This is a genomic window from Cytobacillus sp. MT66, from assembly GCF_058792595.1.
The window spans coordinates 132,855-151,806 of the sequence record NZ_JBXAFB010000005.1 but is presented as its reverse complement, the minus strand read 5'-3'; the positions used below and the strand labels follow the sequence as shown (position 1 = coordinate 151,806).

19 protein-coding genes are annotated in these 18,952 nt (G+C 41.8%); 1 reads left to right on the top strand and 18 read right to left on the bottom strand.

Annotated elements, in window-relative coordinates; translation table 11 throughout:
• Positions 1-54 precede the first annotated feature (54 nt).
• The 13 genes from spoIVB to accB all read right to left on the bottom strand — a co-directional run bounded on the left by spoIVB (position 55) and on the right by accB (position 13,347).
• Complete coding sequence (gene spoIVB, locus AC1Q59_RS11130; RefSeq protein WP_492365890.1) at positions 55-1,344, bottom strand: SpoIVB peptidase; 1,290 nt, start codon at positions 1,342-1,344, stop codon at positions 55-57.
• A gap of 125 nt (positions 1,345-1,469) precedes the next feature.
• A complete protein-coding gene (gene recN, locus AC1Q59_RS11125; protein WP_492365889.1) occupies positions 1,470-3,158 on the bottom strand; it encodes a DNA repair protein RecN in 1,689 nt (562 codons plus the stop codon).
• Between the two features lie 12 nt (positions 3,159-3,170).
• Positions 3,171-3,620, bottom strand: a complete 450-nt coding sequence (ahrC, locus tag AC1Q59_RS11120; RefSeq protein ID WP_492365888.1) for a transcriptional regulator AhrC/ArgR — start codon at positions 3,618-3,620, stop codon at positions 3,171-3,173.
• Between the two features lie 243 nt (positions 3,621-3,863).
• Complete coding sequence (locus AC1Q59_RS11115) at positions 3,864-4,682, bottom strand: TlyA family RNA methyltransferase (RefSeq protein ID WP_492365887.1); 819 nt, start codon at positions 4,680-4,682, stop codon at positions 3,864-3,866.
• A gap of 2 nt (positions 4,683-4,684) precedes the next feature.
• On the bottom strand, positions 4,685-6,577 hold the full coding sequence (dxs, locus tag AC1Q59_RS11110) for a 1-deoxy-D-xylulose-5-phosphate synthase (RefSeq protein WP_492365886.1): 1,893 nt from the start codon (positions 6,575-6,577) through the stop codon (positions 4,685-4,687).
• Between the two features lie 134 nt (positions 6,578-6,711).
• Positions 6,712-7,605 (bottom strand): polyprenyl synthetase family protein, encoded by an 894-nt coding sequence (locus tag AC1Q59_RS11105; protein ID WP_492365885.1) that lies wholly within the window; start codon positions 7,603-7,605, stop codon positions 6,712-6,714.
• Positions 7,606-7,607: 2 nt separating this feature from the next.
• Positions 7,608-7,841, bottom strand: a complete 234-nt coding sequence (gene xseB, locus AC1Q59_RS11100; protein ID WP_492365884.1) for an exodeoxyribonuclease VII small subunit — start codon at positions 7,839-7,841, stop codon at positions 7,608-7,610.
• Positions 7,838-9,187, bottom strand: coding sequence for an exodeoxyribonuclease VII large subunit (gene xseA / locus AC1Q59_RS11095; protein WP_492365883.1), 1,350 nt, complete (start codon positions 9,185-9,187; stop codon positions 7,838-7,840). The genes xseB and xseA overlap by 4 nt, the downstream gene beginning before the upstream one ends.
• Positions 9,188-9,462: 275 nt before the next feature.
• A complete protein-coding gene (gene folD / locus AC1Q59_RS11090) occupies positions 9,463-10,317 on the bottom strand; it encodes a bifunctional methylenetetrahydrofolate dehydrogenase/methenyltetrahydrofolate cyclohydrolase FolD (RefSeq protein ID WP_492365882.1) in 855 nt (284 codons plus the stop codon).
• A 47-nt stretch (positions 10,318-10,364) separates the two neighbouring features.
• A complete protein-coding gene (gene nusB / locus AC1Q59_RS11085; RefSeq protein WP_492366087.1) occupies positions 10,365-10,754 on the bottom strand; it encodes a transcription antitermination factor NusB in 390 nt (129 codons plus the stop codon).
• 288 nt (positions 10,755-11,042) lie between these two features.
• Positions 11,043-11,447, bottom strand: a complete 405-nt coding sequence (locus AC1Q59_RS11080) for an Asp23/Gls24 family envelope stress response protein (RefSeq protein WP_492365881.1) — start codon at positions 11,445-11,447, stop codon at positions 11,043-11,045.
• Positions 11,448-11,460: 13 nt separating this feature from the next.
• Positions 11,461-12,819, bottom strand: a complete 1,359-nt coding sequence (gene accC / locus AC1Q59_RS11075) for an acetyl-CoA carboxylase biotin carboxylase subunit (protein WP_492365880.1) — start codon at positions 12,817-12,819, stop codon at positions 11,461-11,463.
• 15 nt (positions 12,820-12,834) lie between these two features.
• The gene (gene accB, locus AC1Q59_RS11070) at positions 12,835-13,347 is read right to left on the bottom strand and encodes an acetyl-CoA carboxylase biotin carboxyl carrier protein (protein ID WP_492366086.1); all 513 of its coding nucleotides are present in this window, start codon (positions 13,345-13,347) and stop codon (positions 12,835-12,837) included.
• 439 nt (positions 13,348-13,786) lie between these two features.
• On the opposite strand from accB, the gene AC1Q59_RS11065 reads away from it, so the two are divergent.
• Complete coding sequence (locus tag AC1Q59_RS11065; protein ID WP_492365879.1) at positions 13,787-15,268, top strand: methyl-accepting chemotaxis protein; 1,482 nt, start codon at positions 13,787-13,789, stop codon at positions 15,266-15,268.
• A 168-nt stretch (positions 15,269-15,436) separates the two neighbouring features.
• Here the strand turns inward: AC1Q59_RS11065 and AC1Q59_RS11060 are convergent, their stop codons facing one another.
• The 5 genes from AC1Q59_RS11060 to spoIIIAD form a co-directional block, all read right to left on the bottom strand.
• Complete coding sequence (locus AC1Q59_RS11060; protein ID WP_492365878.1) at positions 15,437-15,988, bottom strand: SpoIIIAH-like family protein; 552 nt, start codon at positions 15,986-15,988, stop codon at positions 15,437-15,439.
• A 3-nt stretch (positions 15,989-15,991) separates the two neighbouring features.
• Positions 15,992-16,660, bottom strand: coding sequence for a stage III sporulation protein AG (gene spoIIIAG, locus AC1Q59_RS11055; RefSeq protein ID WP_492365877.1), 669 nt, complete (start codon positions 16,658-16,660; stop codon positions 15,992-15,994).
• Positions 16,661-16,666: 6 nt separating this feature from the next.
• Positions 16,667-17,287 carry a stage III sporulation protein AF gene (gene spoIIIAF / locus AC1Q59_RS11050; protein WP_492365876.1) on the bottom strand — a complete coding sequence of 207 codons (621 nt, stop codon included), beginning with the start codon at positions 17,285-17,287 and terminating at the stop codon, positions 16,667-16,669.
• 12 nt (positions 17,288-17,299) lie between these two features.
• On the bottom strand, positions 17,300-18,499 hold the full coding sequence (gene spoIIIAE / locus AC1Q59_RS11045; protein WP_492365875.1) for a stage III sporulation protein AE: 1,200 nt from the start codon (positions 18,497-18,499) through the stop codon (positions 17,300-17,302).
• Between the two features lie 62 nt (positions 18,500-18,561).
• Entirely contained in the window at positions 18,562-18,951 is a 390-nt protein-coding gene (gene spoIIIAD / locus AC1Q59_RS11040) for a stage III sporulation protein AD (protein WP_492366085.1), read from the bottom strand.
• Position 18,952 lies beyond the last annotated feature (1 nt).

Here is an 18,952-nt window from a genome sequence, read left to right as displayed (position 1 = left end):
CATTGCGTTAAAGCAGAAAAGGAAGCAGGGGGCGCCTGCTTCCGATTTGTTCTGTTAGGATGCTTTTTCTTTAGGTTTTTCGTATATGTCAATCCCGGCCTCGTTGAGCATCCATTCGATGTGGACGCCATAGCCAGAGGTTGGGTCATTTACAAAAACATGGGTGACTGCTCCGACAACTTTACCGTTCTGAATGATTGGGCTGCCGCTCATTCCCTGAACAATCCCGCCGGTTTTCGCTAAAAGTTTTGGATCTGTTACCTTAATCACCATACCTTTAGTTGCCGGGAATTTTTGCGGTATTGTGCTGACGATTTCGATATCAAACAGATTAACTTTATCATTTTCAACTACTGTCAAAATTTTTGCGGGGCCTTCCTTCACCTGATGGGATAACGCTATTGGCATCGGCTTATCAAGGATACCGTTTGGAATCGTTTGGTGCAGTTCACCGAAAATCCCAAATGGGCTGTTTCGTGTAATATTGCCGATTACTTCACGATCCTCAGAAAAACGTGCCAGTTTTTCCCCTGGGTTCCCGTTGCTCCCTTTTTCAATAGAAGTAACAGTAGATCGTACGATTTGACCATCATCGACAACAATAGGCTTTTTCGTATCCATATCTGAGATAACATGACCTAAAGCGCCATATTTTTTTGATTCCGGATGATAAAAAGTCATAGTTCCAATTCCTGCTGCTGAATCGCGAATATACAAACCAAGCTTATAGGTATCTTCACTTTTATCCTTAAGCGGCGTTAATTTTGTTGTGATTTGTTCACTTTCGCGATTAATAACAATATTTAGAGGGTTGCCGGATTTTCCGGCTTCTTGCACAAATGGGGCTACATCTGACATTTTTTCTATCTTTGTTCCATTGATTTCTTTAATAATATCCCCGATTTTAATCCCTGCAATTTCGCCAGGAGAGGATTTACCTTCAGCAGTATTAACCTGATGGTGTCCAACCACTAAAACCCCAACCGTATTCAGCTTGACGCCAATCGATTGGCCGCCTGGAATCACCTTAAAATCCTTTAAAACGTTTACATCAACTTTTTTTATTGGAATGCCGGCAAATTCCAGCAGCATTTCATTTTCCCCTTGCTTCTTTGCCTTTAGGGAAACCGTATCATTCTCTTGCTTATATGCCAAACTAGATGGGTCTGAAAACACCTTTGCCGACACCATTTCGGCCTTTTCCATCTCAAAATGCTGACCCTCAAAAAGGGTAATAGAAGCTGGAATATGCAAATAATCTTGAAAAGGTTTAGAAAAACCAATTGTAATTAATGAAACAAGGAGAAGCACACCGATTATTTTTCTGATAACATCTATTGTCAAATACCTTCACTCTCCTCGCTTCTAATCCACTTACGTCAAATGGCTACATCTTTAATTTTGCCTGTAACGCTTGCATTTATAACCTAACTGGGGATAAAAAAAGCTATCCTCCTTTGGATAGCTTTTCAATGTATTTTCATTTGACCTGCCAGCTGCAATAATTCCTTGGCATGTTCCTTTGTCAGGTCGGTAATTTCTGCACCCGAAATCATTCGGCCGATTTCTTTTATTTTTTCCGACTCGTTTAAGGTTTTAACAGAGGTCCTTGTCCGGCCATCCGAAATATTTTTGGCAATATATAAATGGTTGTCCGCCATGGCAGCAACCTGCGGCAGATGGGAAATGCAAAGCACCTGTGAATTGACAGATACATTGTGGATCTTTTCCGCAATCGCCTGTGCCACTCTACCGCTGACACCGGTATCAACCTCGTCAAAAATGATCGATGTGACACCCTGATGCTTGGAAAAGATACTCTTCATAGCAAGCATGATTCTGGAAAGCTCCCCGCCAGAAGCTACTTTTGACAGCGGCTTTAACGGTTCGCCAGGGTTTGTCGAAATGTAAAATTCAACTAAGTCTGCGCCGTTTTTCGTAAATGCCCCGGTCTTTTCATAAAAATAGACCTCAAATACAGTTTTCTCCATATATAGCTCTTTTAATTCCTTATGAATTAATTTTGTCAGCTTTTCTGCCGCTTTTTTGCGAAGATTGGTTACTTCTTCTGCTTCAACTTGGAGATCCTTACGCAGTGAAATGAGTTCTTTTTCTAATTTGTCGATATGTGATTCTTTATTTTGAAGTGTTTCAATTTCCTCTTCAATTTTTGCCGCATATTCAAGAATTTCATCGACACTCTTGCCATATTTCCGCTTTAGACGCTGAATTTCGTTCAGTCTGTCCTCAATTTCCGTAAGCCGGGATGGATCAAATTCAAGAAAATCCAAATCATTTCTTAGCGTTCTTGCTGCGTCCTCGAGCTGATAAAAGCTATTCGAAACCGCATCAGCCACTTCTTTATAGGCTGGATCTAAATCGGCCGCAGCTTGAATATGCCCCATGACGAGACTAATCCAGTCAAGACCTTTTCTCTCTCCCTGCAGACCATCATAGCTTGATTGGAGGGACTCATAGATTCTTTCAAAGTTGCTGAGCCGTTTTCTTTCTTCTAAAAGATCTTCATCTTCATTCAATTTAAGATCAGCTGATTGAATCTCATCAAGCTGAAATTTAATTAAATCCAGTCTGTGTGCCATTTGCTGATCATTTTCGCTTAAGTTTTTTAATTGCTTCTGCTTTTTTTCATAAGCGCTGTACACCTTTTGGTACTCGATAAGCGCTGATGAGATTTTTTCACCGCCGAACTGATCAAGAAGCAATAAATGCATGGTCTCATCCATGAGCTCCTGGTGCTCATGCTGGCCATGGATATCCACTAATGTGCTGCCGATTTCTCTTAAAGTAGATATCGTCACAAGCTTGCCGTTTACTCGGCAGATGCTTTTTCCAGACTTTGATATATCTCTTCTAAGCACAGCCATTCCATCTTCTATTTCTATGCCAAATTCCCTGGCTTTTTCGAAAATCGGGTGATTTGGGTCGTCAAGCTGAAAGAGCCCTTCGATTTCCGCACGGTCTTCACCATGACGAACAAATTCTGCCGATCCGCGTCCGCCAACAAGCAAATGGATGGCATCAATTATGATTGACTTACCTGCGCCAGTTTCTCCGGTTAGCACGGTTAAGCCCTTTTCAAACGAAATAGAAAGGGCTTCTATAATTGCAAAATTTCTGATAGATAATTCATTTAACAACGTGGTCACCTCTTACAGCATGTCAAGAAAGCGGTTGGAAATAACGTCCGACTGTTCTGGTGTTCGGCAAATAATCAGGCACGTATCGTCGCCGCAGATGGTTCCAAGGATTTCTTCCCAATCTAAATGGTCAATTAAAGCACCAATAGCCATTGCATTTCCTGGAAGGGTTTTCATTACAATTAAGTTTCCAGCGGAATCTATACGGACAAAGGCATCCATTAAGTTTCTCTTTAATTTTTGCAGCGGATTAAAGCGCTGATCTGCTGGAAGGCTGTATTTGTAGCGTCCGTCCATTAAGGGTACCTTAACAAGATGCAGTTCCTTGATATCTCTTGAAACTGTTGCCTGTGTGACATTGAACCCGGCACGCTTCAGCTCGTCAACTAGTTCATCTTGTGTTTCTATTTCTTTATTTGTAATAATTTCACGGATTTTAATATGTCGCTGACCTTTAGTCATAATTTCACCCTTTTATATTCTAATCGTAAAGACCGATTGCTTTAAAAGCCTCCACATATGTTCATTTTACATAATTCGATGCGATTCGGCAAAAATCCTTTCTCTTTTCGAAGAGGAGTAATATTTTTCTCTTTAGCGCTTTAACTCGGCGGGGGCCTGTCCCCCGTTGCTTTAAAGCGCTGGGGGACAGGCCCCCAGCACGTTAAAGCATAAAAAAGAAGCATGGGCTGTTACCCGTGCTTCTTATAGTTCTGTATGGGCTTGATTGACGATGTCTTTTGGGCTTGTTTTTAGCTGGTTTTCTCCTTTTTCCTTTGTGCCTTGCCAATTTAGGTGAAGAAGAAACTCGATGTTTCCTTCTCCTCCGGTGATTGGTGAGAAGGAGAGATCTTTCACATCATAGCCAAGATCTAGGGAGAAGGCGATGATCTTCTCAAGCACTTGTTCATGTACTTTTGCCTCTCTGACGATCCCCTTTTTTCCAACCTGTTCCCGACCTGCTTCAAATTGAGGCTTGACTAGGGCAACGACATCACTATTTGGAACGAGGAGGGTTTTTAAAACTGGCAAGATTAGCTTCAATGAGATAAAGGATACATCAATCGAAGCGAAATCTGGCATACCCTCTGATAAATCAGCTGGCGTCACATAACGGAAATTGGTGCGCTCCATGACGACAACACGCTCATCCTGCCGCAGCTTCCATGCAAGCTGATTGTAACCTACATCTAATGCATAGGACATTTTCGCACCGTTTTGCAGGGCACAATCGGTAAATCCGCCGGTTGATGCACCAATATCAAGAAGAATCTTGTCCTTAACATCAAGGTCGAATACCTTCAATGCCTTTTCAAGCTTTAAACCGCCTCGGCTGACATATGGAAGCGGATTTCCCTTAACTCTTAACGGAATATCGCTGCTTACCTTCTCACCTGGCTTATCAAGGCGGGTTTCATTGCTGAATACAAGTCCCGCCATAATCGTGCGCTTAGCTTTTTCCCTTGTCTCGGATAAGCCTCTTTCAACTAATAAAACATCTAGACGTTCTTTTTTTGCTTTCATCTTTAAGCCCTTTTTTGCTTTTTTCTAGCAAGAATTTTCATCCGCTCGACAACGTCACCTGTTGTCATGCCAATTTCTTTTAATAGCTCATTAACGCTTCCGTGTTCAATAAAACGGTCTGGAATGCCCATACGATCGATCTGCATATGATGGAACCCATTATCATGAGCATATTCTAGGACCATGCTGCCAAATCCGCCTTGGAGCACAGCCTCTTCAATCGTCAGAATCGGCATATTTTCGTGGAAAAGCTCCATTAGCATCTTTTCATCTAATGGCTTAATAAATCTGGCATTGATTACTTTAATGGAATACCCCTGCTTTTCTAAAAGGGAGGCAGCTTCCATTGCCATTGGAATCGTTGTGCCAAAGGTCAGGATGGCCGCATCTGTTCCTTTCTTTAAAACCTCCCATGTGCCAATTGGGATCTTTGTGAGCTTATCATCCATTGGAACGCCAATTCCGTTTCCGCGCGGGAATCTCATCGCAATTGGACCATCATCATAATTCATAGCTGTATTGACCATATGCTGGCCTTCGTTTTCATCCTTAGGCATCATAAGGACAAGGTTTGGCACATGGCGTAAAAAGGCAATATCAAATACACCCTGGTGTGTTTCGCCGTCTGCCCCAACTAGCCCAGCGCGATCAATACCGATAAATACATTTAAGTTCTGCCGGCAGATGTCATGAACGACCTGATCATAGGCACGCTGAAGGAAGGTTGAATAAATCGCCAAAAACGGCTTCATTTTTTGAGTTGCCAGCCCGGCTGCAACCGTTGCTGCATGCTGTTCTGCAATTCCAACATCATACATCCGATCAGGAAATTCGCTGGCAAAGCCCTCAAGCTTGGAACCAACAGGCATCGCTGGGGTAATAGCAACGATCCGTTCATCCTTCCTCGCAAGCTTTCTTACGGTCTCACTGACAAGCTTGCTCCAAGCCGGAGGCGTATTTGCCGGTTTGACAAAGTCCCCCGTATCCATTTTATATGGACCAGTGCCGTGCCATGTTCCGATTGTATCGGTTTCTGCAGGTTTATAGCCTTTTCCCTTTTTCGTTATAACATGCAAGAGAACAGGTCCTTCTGTCTTCTTTGCATAATTTAAATTCTCAAAAAGACTTTCATAGTCATGTCCATCCACAGGACCTAAATAAGTAAACCCAAGTTCCTCGAAAAAGACTCCGGAAACAAATAGATATTTCAGAGCATCCTTCAGTCTTTCAGCCGTTGAAGCAAGCTTGCCGCCAACTGCAGGGATTCTTTTCAAAAGAAGCTCAAGTTCATCTTTTGCCCATTGATACTTGCCTGCTGTCCGCAGCCTGCCGAGGACATTATGGAGCGCGCCAACATTTGGAGCGATGGACATTTCATTGTCATTTAAAATAACAATCATATTCTTCTTTTCATGGCCGATATGGTTTAACGCTTCCAGAGCCATTCCCCCTGTTAAAGCACCATCGCCGATAACAGGAATCACGTAATTATGCTGTTTTTTCAAATCTCTTGCAATGGCCATTCCCATAGCTGCTGACAAGGAAGTCGAACTGTGGCCTGTCTCCCAGACATCATGGACGCTTTCAGCCATTTTCGGAAATCCGCATAGGCCCTTATATTGGCGTAATGTTTCGAATTGCCCGGCACGCCCTGTCAGGATTTTGTGGACATAGGATTGGTGGCCGACATCCCAAATAATTTTGTCATCCGGGCTGTGAAAGCATTTATGCAAGGCAATAGTTAATTCAACGACCCCTAGGTTTGGGCCGATGTGTCCGCCTGTATACGATAATCTTTCAATCAAAAACTGGCGAATGTCTTGGCTTAGAGCTTCTAGCTCTTTTATCGAAAGCCCTTTTAAGAAAGAAGGGTCTTTTATTGACAAAAGATCCATTTACGGATCACTCACTTTCATTCTGATTACTGCTTGATTTTGAACCCCTAAAAACTGTCCTGTTTTTTTCACTTATGGTTTATTATATCAATATGTTGGAAATCCTCAAGGAAATGCAATGATTCTGGTAAATATTAGTGGTCTCTTTTTTCGATTAAATCTGTAATCTCTTCAAGCAGTTTGGTGTTCAGTCCTGTTTGCGCTAGCTTTTCTATCGCTAATTCTGTGTGCGTATGAAGAGCTTTTTTTGCTCCATCCATCGTCAATAAAGCTGGGTATGTGCTCTTGTGATTGCTTGTATCACTTCCTACAGGCTTGCCGATAACCTCCTGAGAACCTTCCACATCAAGAATATCATCACGGATTTGAAAAGCTAATCCAAGATGGTAAGCAAATTCTCTTAGCGTCTGGATCGTTTGCTGATCAGCTCCCGCTAGAATCGCTCCAGATACAACACTGCAGCCAAGGAGCTTGCCTGTTTTATGAATATGAATATATTCCAGCTCTTCCATGGTTAAGTCTTTGTTTTCCCCGTTTATATCCGCAACCTGGCCGCCAACCATGCCTTCCGCACCTGAGGACTTGGAAAGCTCAGTGATTAAAGCCATCTTCGTTTCAGGAGATGCTGATTCTGCTGGTGCATCAGAAATCAATTGAAAAGCATAGGTTAATAAGGCATCGCCGGCTAAAATAGCAAAGGCATCGCCGAATACCTTATGATTCGTTGGTTTTCCGCGTCTTAGGTCATCGTTATCCATGCTTGGAAGATCGTCATGTATAAGTGAATACGTATGAATCATTTCAATGGCAGCAGCTGCCTGCAGACCTTTTTTCGTATCATGACCAAAAGCTGTTAATGTAGCAAAAAGGAGCAGGGGTCTGATTCGTTTTCCGCCAGCCTCCAGCGAATACAGCATTGATTCCTTTATAATGGAAGGAGCATCCAATTTACTTATGCTTGTCCTAAGTTCTTCTTCTAATAATGCCTTATGCGTTTTTGCAAAAGCTGTAAATGATTCTTGTTCCAAGACTACTCCTCCTCAGCTATCACGAAAGTTTCCTTCCGGCCATCCTCAGTCAAAATTTGCGTCAAGCTTGTTTCAACTTTTTTCAATTTATCATGACAAAGCTTGGAAAGCTCCATGCCTTCTTTATAAATATTAATAGCCTCCTCCAGCGGAACATCCCCTTCTTCGAGCTTTTCCACAATCACTTCAAGCTTTTCCATTGCTTCTTCAAATGTGATTTCTTTTTCTGAAGTCATGCTTTTTCACTCCTTATCCCCAGCACCTGGCAATCGATCGTTCCGTCCGATACCTTGACCTTAATTTGCTCATTTTCATTGATATGCTTAACAGATTTAATTAATTTTTCCTCATCCGAATAAACAAGGCTGTAGCCTCTGTCCATAATTTTTAAAGGGCTTAATGCTTCTAAGGTTGCGATACGATGGGAAAAATCCTTCTTTTTCGCTAATAAAATGGTCTTCATTTCTTTATACAGCAGTTTTTCACGTCTTTCAAGCTCCTGCCTTGACGCCCTGACAAGCTCTGTCGGCTGCTTTCGTTCAATCCGCTTATTTATCTGCTTCCATTTATCCATTTTATCATAAAATAACTTTTGCGCTCCTCTTCCTAGCTGCTCTGCAAGCTTATCAGCCTGTTCCAGCTTTTGCTCATATAATTTCTGCGGATAGCGAAATGCATATGATTTTTGCAGTCGTGCAAGTTTTTCTTTTCTAAGATTGATCTGTTCCTTTAAAGAGCGCATTAAGCGGACCTTTCGATTCAGTACTCTTTCAGCCAAATCCTCTATATGCGGAACCGCTAATTCAGCTGCTCCCGTCGGTGTTGGCGCCCGCAAATCGGCCACAAAATCCGCTATTGTAAAATCGGTTTCATGTCCAACTGCCGAAATAATAGGAATCCTTGATTCAAAGATTGCCCTTGCAACAGCTTCTTCGTTAAAGGCCCATAGCTCCTCAATCGAACCGCCGCCGCGTCCAATAATTAAGACATCGGCTTCATTGAGCTGATTGGCTGTCTGAATCGATTTGACTATGGATGGCGCAGCATATTCCCCCTGTACCAATGCAGGGAAAATGATAATATTCGCTACAGGGTAGCGCCGTTTAATGGTTGTGATAATATCTCTGATCGCCGCTCCTGTAGGTGAGGTGACTACTCCTACTGTTTTTGGGAATTTTGGGATGGCTTTTTTATGCTCCGGCGAAAAGAAACCTGCCTTTTCCAGCTTTTCTTTTAGCTGTTCGTAGGCTAAATAAAGATCACCGATCCCATCCGGCTGCATTTCTTTTACATATATTTGATAATTGCCTGATGGCTCATAGACTGTGAGGTCGCCTCTAATCAGCACCTTCATACCATTTTCAGGCGTGAATTTCATTCCGTTATTATAGCGGGAAAACATGACAGCTAAGATGCGCGCTTTTTCATCTTTTAAGGTGAAATACATATGCCCGCTGGAATGCTGCTTGAAGTTTGATATTTCTCCCTTTACAAGGATATCTTGCAGATGCGGATCGGCATCAAATTTTCTTTTTATGTATTTGGTTAAGGCATTCACCGTTAAATAGCGCTGTTCTTTCATGATAATCCTCTTTTCCTTTTTGTAACCCTGTTGATCTCCTCTCCAGGGTGGCGGGCGGGGAGCCTCCTTGTCGCTTACGCTCCTGAGCGGTCTCCCCTGACACGCTTCTCCCGCATGAGTCTTCGCACCTTCCGCTCCGATCAACAATATCCTAGAATCAAAATAAAACTGCCCCTTCCATTATAGTTTTAGATGACTTATTCGTCACGTAAAAACGGACTGGAAAATAAGTGTCTAAAACATATGGAACAGGGCAGTAGCATTTTTTTATCGTATTACGCTTTATGAATGTTTTTGGCTGCTTTAAGAGTATTGGCCATCAGCATTGTGATGGTCATTGGACCGACACCGCCTGGGACAGGGGTGATGAAGCTAGCGACTTCCTTAACTTCATTAAAGGCTACGTCTCCACAAAGCTTGCCTTCACTATTGCGGTTCATGCCGACATCAATAACGATGGCTCCTTCTTTGACATGATCCTTTGTAATCAGATCTGCTTTACCAACAGCCGCAACAATGATATCTGCTTGTTTGGTGTATTTCTTTAAATCATCTGTACGAGAATGGCAATATGTAACTGTTGCGTTTTTATTTAGGAACAGCTGCCCTGAAGGTTTGCCGACAATATTGCTTCGGCCGACAACAACCACATGCTTGCCCTCAATTTCTGCACCAATAAAGTCCAGCATGACCATAATGCCATAGGGTGTACAAGGCAAGAATGCATCCTGACCTGTCATCATTTTCCCCACATTTACTGGGTGGAAGCCATCCACATCTTTTTCCGGTGAAATAGTTTCAATAACTTTAATTTCACTGATATGCTTTGGCAATGGCATTTGCACAAGAATGCCATGAATGGAGGCATCATTATTTAATTCTCTTACTTTTTCAAGAAGCTCTTCCTCACTTGCATTTTCAGGCATTTCAATCAGCACAGAATGCATGCCAAGCTGCTTGCAGGTTTTTTCTTTGTTGGTTACATATGTTCTGGATGCAGAGTTATTTCCGACTAAAATTACAGCAAGTCCTGGTAAAATACCTGCCTTTTTTAATTCTTCAACTTCCTTTGCAATCGCTTCTTTCTTTTGTCTTGCAATTTCTTTCCCATCAATTAGGTTTGCGGCCATCCTGAAAAGTCCTCCTCATTTATAATGAAAGGAACCGTATGATTGTCTTACATCTGCTGTTTTACTTTGGATAGAACCCCATTAATAAACTTGCTTGATTGATCGTCTCCGAACCGCTTAGCAATTTCAATGGCTTCATCAATTGCCACATTTGCCGGAACATCTTCTTTTAAAAACAACAGTTCATAGACAGATAATCGAAGCAGATTTCGATCCACGGTTGCCAATCTTTCTATTTTCCAATTTGCCAGGTGTTTTTTTATTGTTTCATCCAGCTGTTCTTTGTTTTCTACAACTCCATTAACAAGCTGAGTTAAAAACTCATCATTTGGTGCATCCTCTAAGACATGTTCAATCGCAGAGCCTGGTTCAGCTCCGCTCATATCGATTTGAAATAATGCCTGTAACGCTTTTTCTCTTGCTGTTCTACGTTTCATTTTACTCATTCTATTATTAAACTCCTTTTTCAGGCGAAAAATGACGGATTAACGGCATAGTCTTATTAAAGGTAGGATAGATATAAATACTTAATTTTGATCAGCGCCTTGCGCATTTATCTATAGCTTCACCTTTTTTATCATAGCTTTATACCTCTATGCCAAAAATACCTTATTCATCATAGCATAAGAGGCATGATTTTCGCACCGTTTTTCCAGCCCTGTCTGAAAAAAGAAAGGCAAAAAGCCAAAGACAAGTAAATGTGCCTTTGGCTCAAAGCTTTATTATTAGAGTTCCTGATCGATTTCAAGCTCATTCTTTTGATTTTCAAATGTAATTCCGACAACATGGATGTTTACTTCTTGCGCTTCTAAAGCTGTCATATTCAATAAGGCCTGACGGATATTATCTTGAATTTTCTGGGCAACTGTCGGTATAGATACCCCAAATTTCATGACACAATAAACATCTACCTTTATGCCATCTTCAGCAAGTTCTACTTTTACACCTTTGCCGTGATTTTTCTTGCCTAATCTTTCAACAACACCAGATGCAAAGTTCCCGCGCATTTGCGCGACCCCTTCTACTTCAGATGCAGCGATTCCGGCAATGACCTCGATAACTTCGGGTGCAATTTCAATTTTTCCAAGACCGGTATCCTCATGACTCATTTCTAAAATATTTTCGCTCATCATGACACCTCCGTTAGTCTTCTTTATTCATTACGTTATACATTTCCAAAAACTTCGTATTAAATTGCCCTTCCACAAATTTTTCATGGCTAAGAAGTTTTAAATGGAATGGAATCGTTGTATGAATTCCTTCTATCACAAATTCGCTTAGGGCTCTCTTCATTCGGGAAATGGCTTCTTCCCTAGTAGCTCCATACGTGATCAGCTTGGCAATCATAGAATCGTAATATGGAGGAATGGTATATCCCGGGTATGCGGCAGAATCTACGCGTACACCAAGGCCGCCCGGCGGTAAATACATTTCAATTTTACCAGCAGATGGCATGAAATTCTTCTCCGGATTTTCGGCATTGATCCGGCATTCAATTGCCCAGCCAGTGTATGTAACGTCTTCTTGACGCAGGCTAAGCTTTTCTCCAGATGCTACTCTGATCTGTTCTTTAATTAAATCAACGCCTGTAACCATTTCAGTTACCGGGTGTTCTACTTGTATTCTTGTGTTCATTTCCATGAAATAAAATTTACGGTTATTATAATCGTAAATAAACTCAATGGTGCCTGCCCCAGTGTAATCTACTGCCTGTGCAGCCTTTACAGCAGCAGCCCCCATTTCCGCACGAGTTTCCCCATCAAGCGCTGGTGAAGGCGTTTCTTCGAGAAGCTTCTGCAGACGTCTTTGGATGGAGCAATCACGCTCGCCAAGGTGAATGACGTTGCCATGTGTATCCGCAAGGACCTGAATTTCAACATGGCGGAAGTCTTCAATATATTTTTCTATATATACACCTGGATTACCGAAAGCTGTTAATGCTTCCTGCTGGGTAATATTAATGCCCTTGACCAGCTCTTGTTCATTTTTGGCAACACGGATTCCTTTACCGCCTCCGCCAGCAGTTGCTTTAATGATGACTGGGTATTGAATCTTATTCGCAAGTTCAATGGCTTCATCAATGTCTTTAATGATTCCGTTTGAACCTGGAACAATCGGAACGCCAGCCTCTTTCATGGTTTCTCTTGCAATATCCTTTGTTCCCATTTTTGTAATAGCTTCAGGTGTTGGCCCAACAAAAATGATATTGCACTCCCGGCAAAGATCCGCAAAATCGGCATTCTCAGCAAGGAAGCCATAGCCTGGATGGATGGCGTCACAGTCAGTAAGCTTGGCAACGCTTATAATATTCGTGAAATTTAAGTAACTGTCTTTCGATGCTTTTGGACCTATACAGAATGCTTCATCCGCCAGCTGGACGTGCAGGGCTTCGCGATCTGCCTCAGAAAAGACAGCGACGGTTTCAATCCCCATTTCGCGGCATGCACGAATGATACGGACTGCGATTTCTCCTCTGTTTGCAATTAACAGTTTTTTTATCATTTGCGTGACCGCTCCTTATTCAGGTTTTACTAAAAATAACGGCTGGCCGTATTCAACAAGCTGTCCGTCTTTAACAAGAATCTCAACGATTTCTCCGTTAACCTCTGCTTCGATTTCATTGAAAAGTTTCATTGCTTCTACAATACATACGATAGAATCATTTGTCACCTTTGAACCGGCTTTTACGTAGGCGTCAGCATCTGGTGATGGAGATTGATAGAATGTGCCTACCATTGGGGAGACAATTTTATGTAGATTAGATGTGTCTGCTTCTGGCGCTTTTGCAGCAGGTGCAGCAGCTTCTGCTTGGACAGCGGCTGGAGCTTCCTGGATAACAGCAGCAGGCTGTACAGGCGCTGCTTGAACTGGCACTTCCTGAACAACGGTTCTTACCTGCTGAACGGATTCAGCTTCTTGTACCTTCTTTTTCATTTTAATTTTTGAGCCGTCATTTTCGTATACAAACTCATCAATATTCGACTGATCAATTAGCTTAATTAGTTCTCTAATTTCTTGAACCTTCAACATATTCATTAGCACCCCTTAGATTTGATGTGTCATTTTTTGCACAACACACACAATTGAAATAAATTATGACTAGCTATTAATATCATACGATAACACCTATTAAGAATTCAATAATGGAATATACCTATCTGCTCAAAACCCTGTCTGACTTCTCTATTTTACCAGTATTCATAATCGTGTAACAAGTGGCAGGAAATGATGGGATGGGATGTACCCACCCACTTTAGCACATCACCGCATTGGGGGCCTGTCCCCCGGCGCTTTAACGCTGTGAAGTTCCGGGGGTCAGGCCCCCAGTGCTTTACTGCGTTAAACCAACAGTACTTGACTATTTTCCTGTTTATTTTTTCACGAATATTTGTAATTTTTTCAGAGGAATTTTGATTAAAATATCGAAATAATAATGCTTAGGAACTAGTTTAGAAGGGTGAGATCGGGAATGCAGAGTCTTGATGAAATAAAGAAAGAGGATTTAATAAGGAAAAACTCCCTTGTTGTAAAGTCAACCTTTGTATGCGTGATCCTGGCAGCAATTGTTGATATTGCAATGAAGAAGGAGCTTGCAGTTATTTTATCCATTATTATTGCTGGCGGGATCGGTGTGGGAATTACAGCGGCTATGCATTATCTGCAAAAGATGATTTCAGCCATACCTTACATCGCTGTTATTCTAGTGTCTGCAGTGATGTTCATCATAATGCAAAACACCGTTTCGGCTACAGCGTATTTTTTAATTTACTATGTAATAGCCCTGGCAGCTATCTATATGGTCAGAAGCATTCTCTGGCTTTCTTCCGGACTTGGGCTTGCTGTTATCACTGTTTTCACCTTTTTGCATCACGAACAGCTCCCGCTGGAAACGAAAAATTATGTAACGATATACCTGCTTTTTATACTGATTACGATTTTGCTATCCTTTCAGCTTTCCCTGGCAAAAAAATTATCTGAAAATATTGTTTCGGCTCAAAAAGAAACCCAATTGTTATTGGAAAATAACATCGAAATGAAAAAGACGGTCGAAAAAAGCACAAAAAATCTTTCCCTAATGATTCAAGATGTCAAGCATATGAGTGAAGAAAACTGCCAGTCTGCCAAAGACATGAATGCTTCGATTGCAGAGATTTCTGTCGGCATCCATGCCCAGTCTGATACAATCATTGATATTACGCAATCTCTTGAGGATACACACCGGATAACCGAGGAAACTGCCATACTTGTTGAAAATTTACATAACGATGCGATTCAAGCAGAAGAAATCACCAATAAAGGGGATGCTCTTGTCGGCCAGCTAAAAAAGGATATTTCTCATTCCTACGCCGAAATGGAAAAAGTGAATGGACACATGATGTCATTATCCAATCTCGTTAAAGAAACCTCAAACTTCGCTGCAGCTATCCATGAGATTGCCAGCCAGACGAATCTCCTGGCATTAAATGCGTCAATTGAAGCTGCCAGAGCCGGGGAAAGCGGCAAGGGATTTGCCGTTGTTGCTGCTGAAGTTAGAAAGCTTGCTGATATAACAGGCAAAACTGCATTGCAAATTACGGAGAACTTGGAAAATGTCATTGAAGATACGGAATTAACGAAGGAAAGTGTTCAAATCACTGGTGAAAAATTAACAAACAATCTTCAATTGGCAGCAGATACTCAAGCCACTTTTCAATCAATCAAAAATACTTTTCTTCAGCTCAGGGATGACATTGCCAATTACGATCAGTTAACAAGAAAAATCCGCGATTCCTCGCAGATTATCGGATCATCGATCAGCGAATTTAGTTCCGTCATCGAACAGGCAAGCGCCTCCCTGCAGGAAATCTCATCAGCAGTCGGTCTGCAGACCAAGCATCATGAAAATTTATTTACATCTGTTGCCGATGCAAACGAATCAATGGAATACCTGCTTCAGCTTCAGCAAAAATAGCGGGCTCCACTAGGAGTACCCGCTATTTTTTGATTGGTGAGAATACAGAAGCAATTTTCTACACCTTTATAGTGAGGACAGATCCACATGTCCTGAGCATTTCCTGCAAGGACAAAGGAACCGTCCCCGTGTCCACGCCCATGTCCACGGGAAAGAGAGCCTGTGTCCTTATTTAGCTGGCTGGAATTCTACTGTTACTAGTTGGGTGCTGCCGATTTCGTTGCGCACTTCGCGGATGATGTCGTTGGCAGATGAGCGGTCAAGTTCATCGGCTTTTACTGTGACTAGAACGTTTTTGCCGTCTGCACGAACTAGGACATCTTCATAGTTCATAGCTCTGATTAATGTTTCAAGCATTTGCTCTTTTTGCGCTAATTCGTCTAGCTCATCCAATTGATCCTTTGCCGCACTGCGCTCTTCTGCAGGAACATCTGCAGCTCCGACAACCGCTGTTAATTCTTCCTTGATCTTGCTGCGCTCTTCATTAAGCTGAATTCTTAAAGCCTCAAACATTTCATCGCCGGAAGCATTTGTAATGATGGCTGCATCTTCAGGATTTTCAGCTGCTGCTCCCTCTTTTTGTACTGCCTTTTCGGCTTTTTCCTCAACTGCTGCCAGGTCCTGTCCTTTCTGTTCAGGTGAAGTAATGTAATACACCGACAAAACAACTACAAGACTTAGCATTGTTAATAACCATACTGTTTGCTTTTTCAATAACATCTATTATTCCCCCTTAGTTTTTTTAGGCATGACGGCTACTCGATGCGCAGGCACATCCAAAGACTTTGTAACAGCTTCTATAATCCACTTTTTCACCTGTATGTTATCGGCCCCTTTAGCTACCACTAGGACACCTCTAATCACTGGTTTCTTCGTTTCTATGACAATAGGAACCTCTTTTTCGCCATTGCGGATGATAACCAGCTGCTCCTCTTTAGACTGGTCTTCAACCTTTCTTTTTCCGCCTTCACGGTCGGTTTCATCTGTTGTCTGAACCTTGCTTGTTGTATTTTTTTCTAAAACTTTTTTTTCAGAAGCATCGACATTGACTACGACTGATACGTCTTCAACACCGACGATAGCGTCTAAAGCTTCCTTTAATTGCTCCTCGTACGCTCTTTCGTAGCTTGCAATGTCATCATTTCCAGCCTCTTTTTTATTACCGAAGGCCGGAACATCCTCTTCATTATTCGTTTCATTCTTATCGCTGAAAACAGCTGCATCACTATTTGCTGTCTTGTCTGAAAAAAGTACGTTGCTGACTAGCATTATGGCTGCTCCGAACAAAAGGACAAGGAGCAGGTATTGATATTTTCCAGGCTTTTTGCCCGACTGGTCCTCTTTTGAAAAAAGCTTTTTCAATGAAGACCACGGCCCTTTTTCTTTGTCCATCTTTTTCTATGTCCCCCCTTCCACCACAACTTCGATCATTTTTTCATTGACTTCCAGCCTATCGGCTAATATCGCAGCGATTTTGTCTGCCTCATTTGAATGACTTTTTGACGGAAGTGCCTCTTGTGCATTAATTTCTACCTGTTTGACCACCTCGACGGCATCTGCTGCTTGATTTTCTTCTTTTTGCTTTACTGCAACCATTACCTTATCCAGGTTGTCCGGGAAGGCGCGCTGATCATATTCATCTGTGACAAATTCAATCTTAGTAATTTCCAATTGATACTTATCCATCAACTCCTCTTCCACATCCTTTTTAACTTGGACAGCCATTTCTTCTAAAATATATGCATGGTTTAGAGCTTGTATTTCTTTTTTCTTCAATTCTATTGAATTTTCCATATTTTTTTCTTCTGATGCCTCAAATACAGGGACTGACGCAATGGCTTCTTCGAAATCCTGAGAAACCAGCTTTAATACCGGTGTTAAAATAACCGCAATCAGCAGCAGCCCCGTCACCATTTTTGTGTACTTTTGCATGCTGGAATTTGGCAAAAGCATATCAATAACGGTGGCTAGAAGAACAAATAAGATTATATTTGTAATCCATTCTTTAATAAAATCCATGTTGGCTGCCTCCTACCTGACCATCATTGTCAAATTTCCGGCTGCGATGATCACCGTGACGCTTAGGAAAAACATAAGGGAAACAATAGCTAACGCTGCAAAAACATAAATGACGCTTTTGCTGATAATATCAAGGCAACTTATAATCGGCCCGCCGCCAAGCGGCTGCAGGATGGCCGCGGAAAATTTGTAAATAAACGCGACCATTAGAATCTTAATTGCTGGGAAAGCTGCAATGATGAGCAGGATGGCCACACCGGCAATCCCGACCGTATTTTTTAACAGAACCGATGCTGTGATCACGGTATCCGTTGCATCTGTAAACATTCGGCCAATGACGGGAATAAAGTTGCCGGTGATAAACTTTGCTGTTCGAAGCGTTACCCCGTCTGCCACAGCAGCCGATGCCCCCTGAACGGAAATGACTCCGAGAAACACGGTTAAAAAAGCTCCAAGAAGACCGATACTCCAATTCTTCAGCAGGTTAGCCAGCTGGGTGACTTTGTATTGCTCGGAAAGGGTACTGACAATGCTCAATAAGGCTGATAAAAACAAAAGCGGCAAAACGACATATTGAATAAGCAGTCCGCTAATATTCATGAGAAATAAAATGACCGGGTGAAAAAATGCTGCTGAGACAAGCCCTCCTGATGAGGCAATTAATGCGAGCAAAAGCGGAATCAGGGCTAAAATAAAGGAAATCATCGTATCAATGGTTTCCTGAGCATAGCTCATCACTACATGGAAGCTATTTAGGGCAATAATAATGAGAACCATGAACACAATGGCATATGCTGCCTTGCTGATCGTACTTTTTTCAAAGGCATTTTGCAGGGATTGCAGAAACATACTGAGCACTGTCAGCAGAATCAAAGAACCAAGCAATTTGCCGTTCACTAAAAATTCATGGAACATAAATTTCATAAAGCCTTTTGACCATTCTTTAAAGGAAAACTGTTTTTCCCCTTTTAAAAACTCATATAGGCTTCCTTTTTGGCTTTCTGGCAAGAATCCGCCGTATTGTGTACTGATTTTTTCCCAAAACCCTTTAAGTTCATCAATATTTAAGGAATTCAGCTGGGAATTGACAATAGCCTGCGGATTTATTTTTTCAGCCAGATCAGTGGTGTTGGGTGAGGCTTGTACATCTGGAATAAGTAAAAAAAAGAATAGGAGATTTAGAAATAATATTTTCTGCATCCATTGCTTCATCTTTACACCTCGCTTTAAGCCTAGGTATCCTTCTTGGTCAAAAACTGCGTTCAAAGCTGATATTAATTAGGAATCATCTGAATGATCGTTTCGATCATGACTGTCAGGATTGGAATGGCCATAGCAAGGATAAGGATTTTTCCGCCCAGCTCAATTTTTGAGGCAATTGCACCCTGACCGGCATCTTTCGTTATCTGTGCAGCAAATTCAGCGATGTAGGCAATCCCAATAATTTTTAAAATGGTCTCAATATAGACCATATTTACTTTTGCATTGACGGCAATTCTTTCCACCATTTGAATAATTGCATATATCTGGTCTACTAGAAAAAGAAAGATCGAACAGCCGACGAAAACTATAAGGAGGAAGGCAAAATTCGGTTTTTGCTCCTTGACAATCAAAGCCAGAAAAGTAGCAACAAGCGCAACACCAACAATTTTTAAGATCTCAATG

Bases quoted from the DNA above. Each gene is read 5' to 3' on its own strand.
- spoIIIAG (WP_492365877.1), bottom strand. From the start codon at position 16,660: ATGGACAAAGAAAAAGGGCCGTGGTCTTCATTGAAAAAGCTTTTTTCA.
- spoIIIAF (WP_492365876.1), bottom strand. From the start codon at position 17,287: ATGGATTTTATTAAAGAATGGATTACAAATATAATCTTATTTGTTCTT.
- xseA (WP_492365883.1), bottom strand. From the start codon at position 9,187: ATGAAAGAACAGCGCTATTTAACGGTGAATGCCTTAACCAAATACATA.
- accC (WP_492365880.1), bottom strand. From the start codon at position 12,819: ATGATAAAAAAACTGTTAATTGCAAACAGAGGAGAAATCGCAGTCCGT.
- dxs (WP_492365886.1), bottom strand. From the start codon at position 6,577: ATGGATCTTTTGTCAATAAAAGACCCTTCTTTCTTAAAAGGGCTTTCG.
- AC1Q59_RS11065 (WP_492365879.1), top strand. From the start codon at position 13,787: ATGCAGAGTCTTGATGAAATAAAGAAAGAGGATTTAATAAGGAAAAAC.
- folD (WP_492365882.1), bottom strand. From the start codon at position 10,317: ATGGCCGCAAACCTAATTGATGGGAAAGAAATTGCAAGACAAAAGAAA.
- xseB (WP_492365884.1), bottom strand. From the start codon at position 7,841: ATGACTTCAGAAAAAGAAATCACATTTGAAGAAGCAATGGAAAAGCTT.
- accB (WP_492366086.1), bottom strand. From the start codon at position 13,347: ATGTTGAAGGTTCAAGAAATTAGAGAACTAATTAAGCTAATTGATCAG.
- AC1Q59_RS11115 (WP_492365887.1), bottom strand. From the start codon at position 4,682: ATGAAAGCAAAAAAAGAACGTCTAGATGTTTTATTAGTTGAAAGAGGC.
- AC1Q59_RS11060 (WP_492365878.1), bottom strand. From the start codon at position 15,988: ATGTTATTGAAAAAGCAAACAGTATGGTTATTAACAATGCTAAGTCTT.
- spoIIIAE (WP_492365875.1), bottom strand. From the start codon at position 18,499: ATGAAGCAATGGATGCAGAAAATATTATTTCTAAATCTCCTATTCTTT.
- nusB (WP_492366087.1), bottom strand. From the start codon at position 10,754: ATGAAACGTAGAACAGCAAGAGAAAAAGCGTTACAGGCATTATTTCAA.
- ahrC (WP_492365888.1), bottom strand. From the start codon at position 3,620: ATGACTAAAGGTCAGCGACATATTAAAATCCGTGAAATTATTACAAAT.
- AC1Q59_RS11080 (WP_492365881.1), bottom strand. From the start codon at position 11,447: ATGAGCGAAAATATTTTAGAAATGAGTCATGAGGATACCGGTCTTGGA.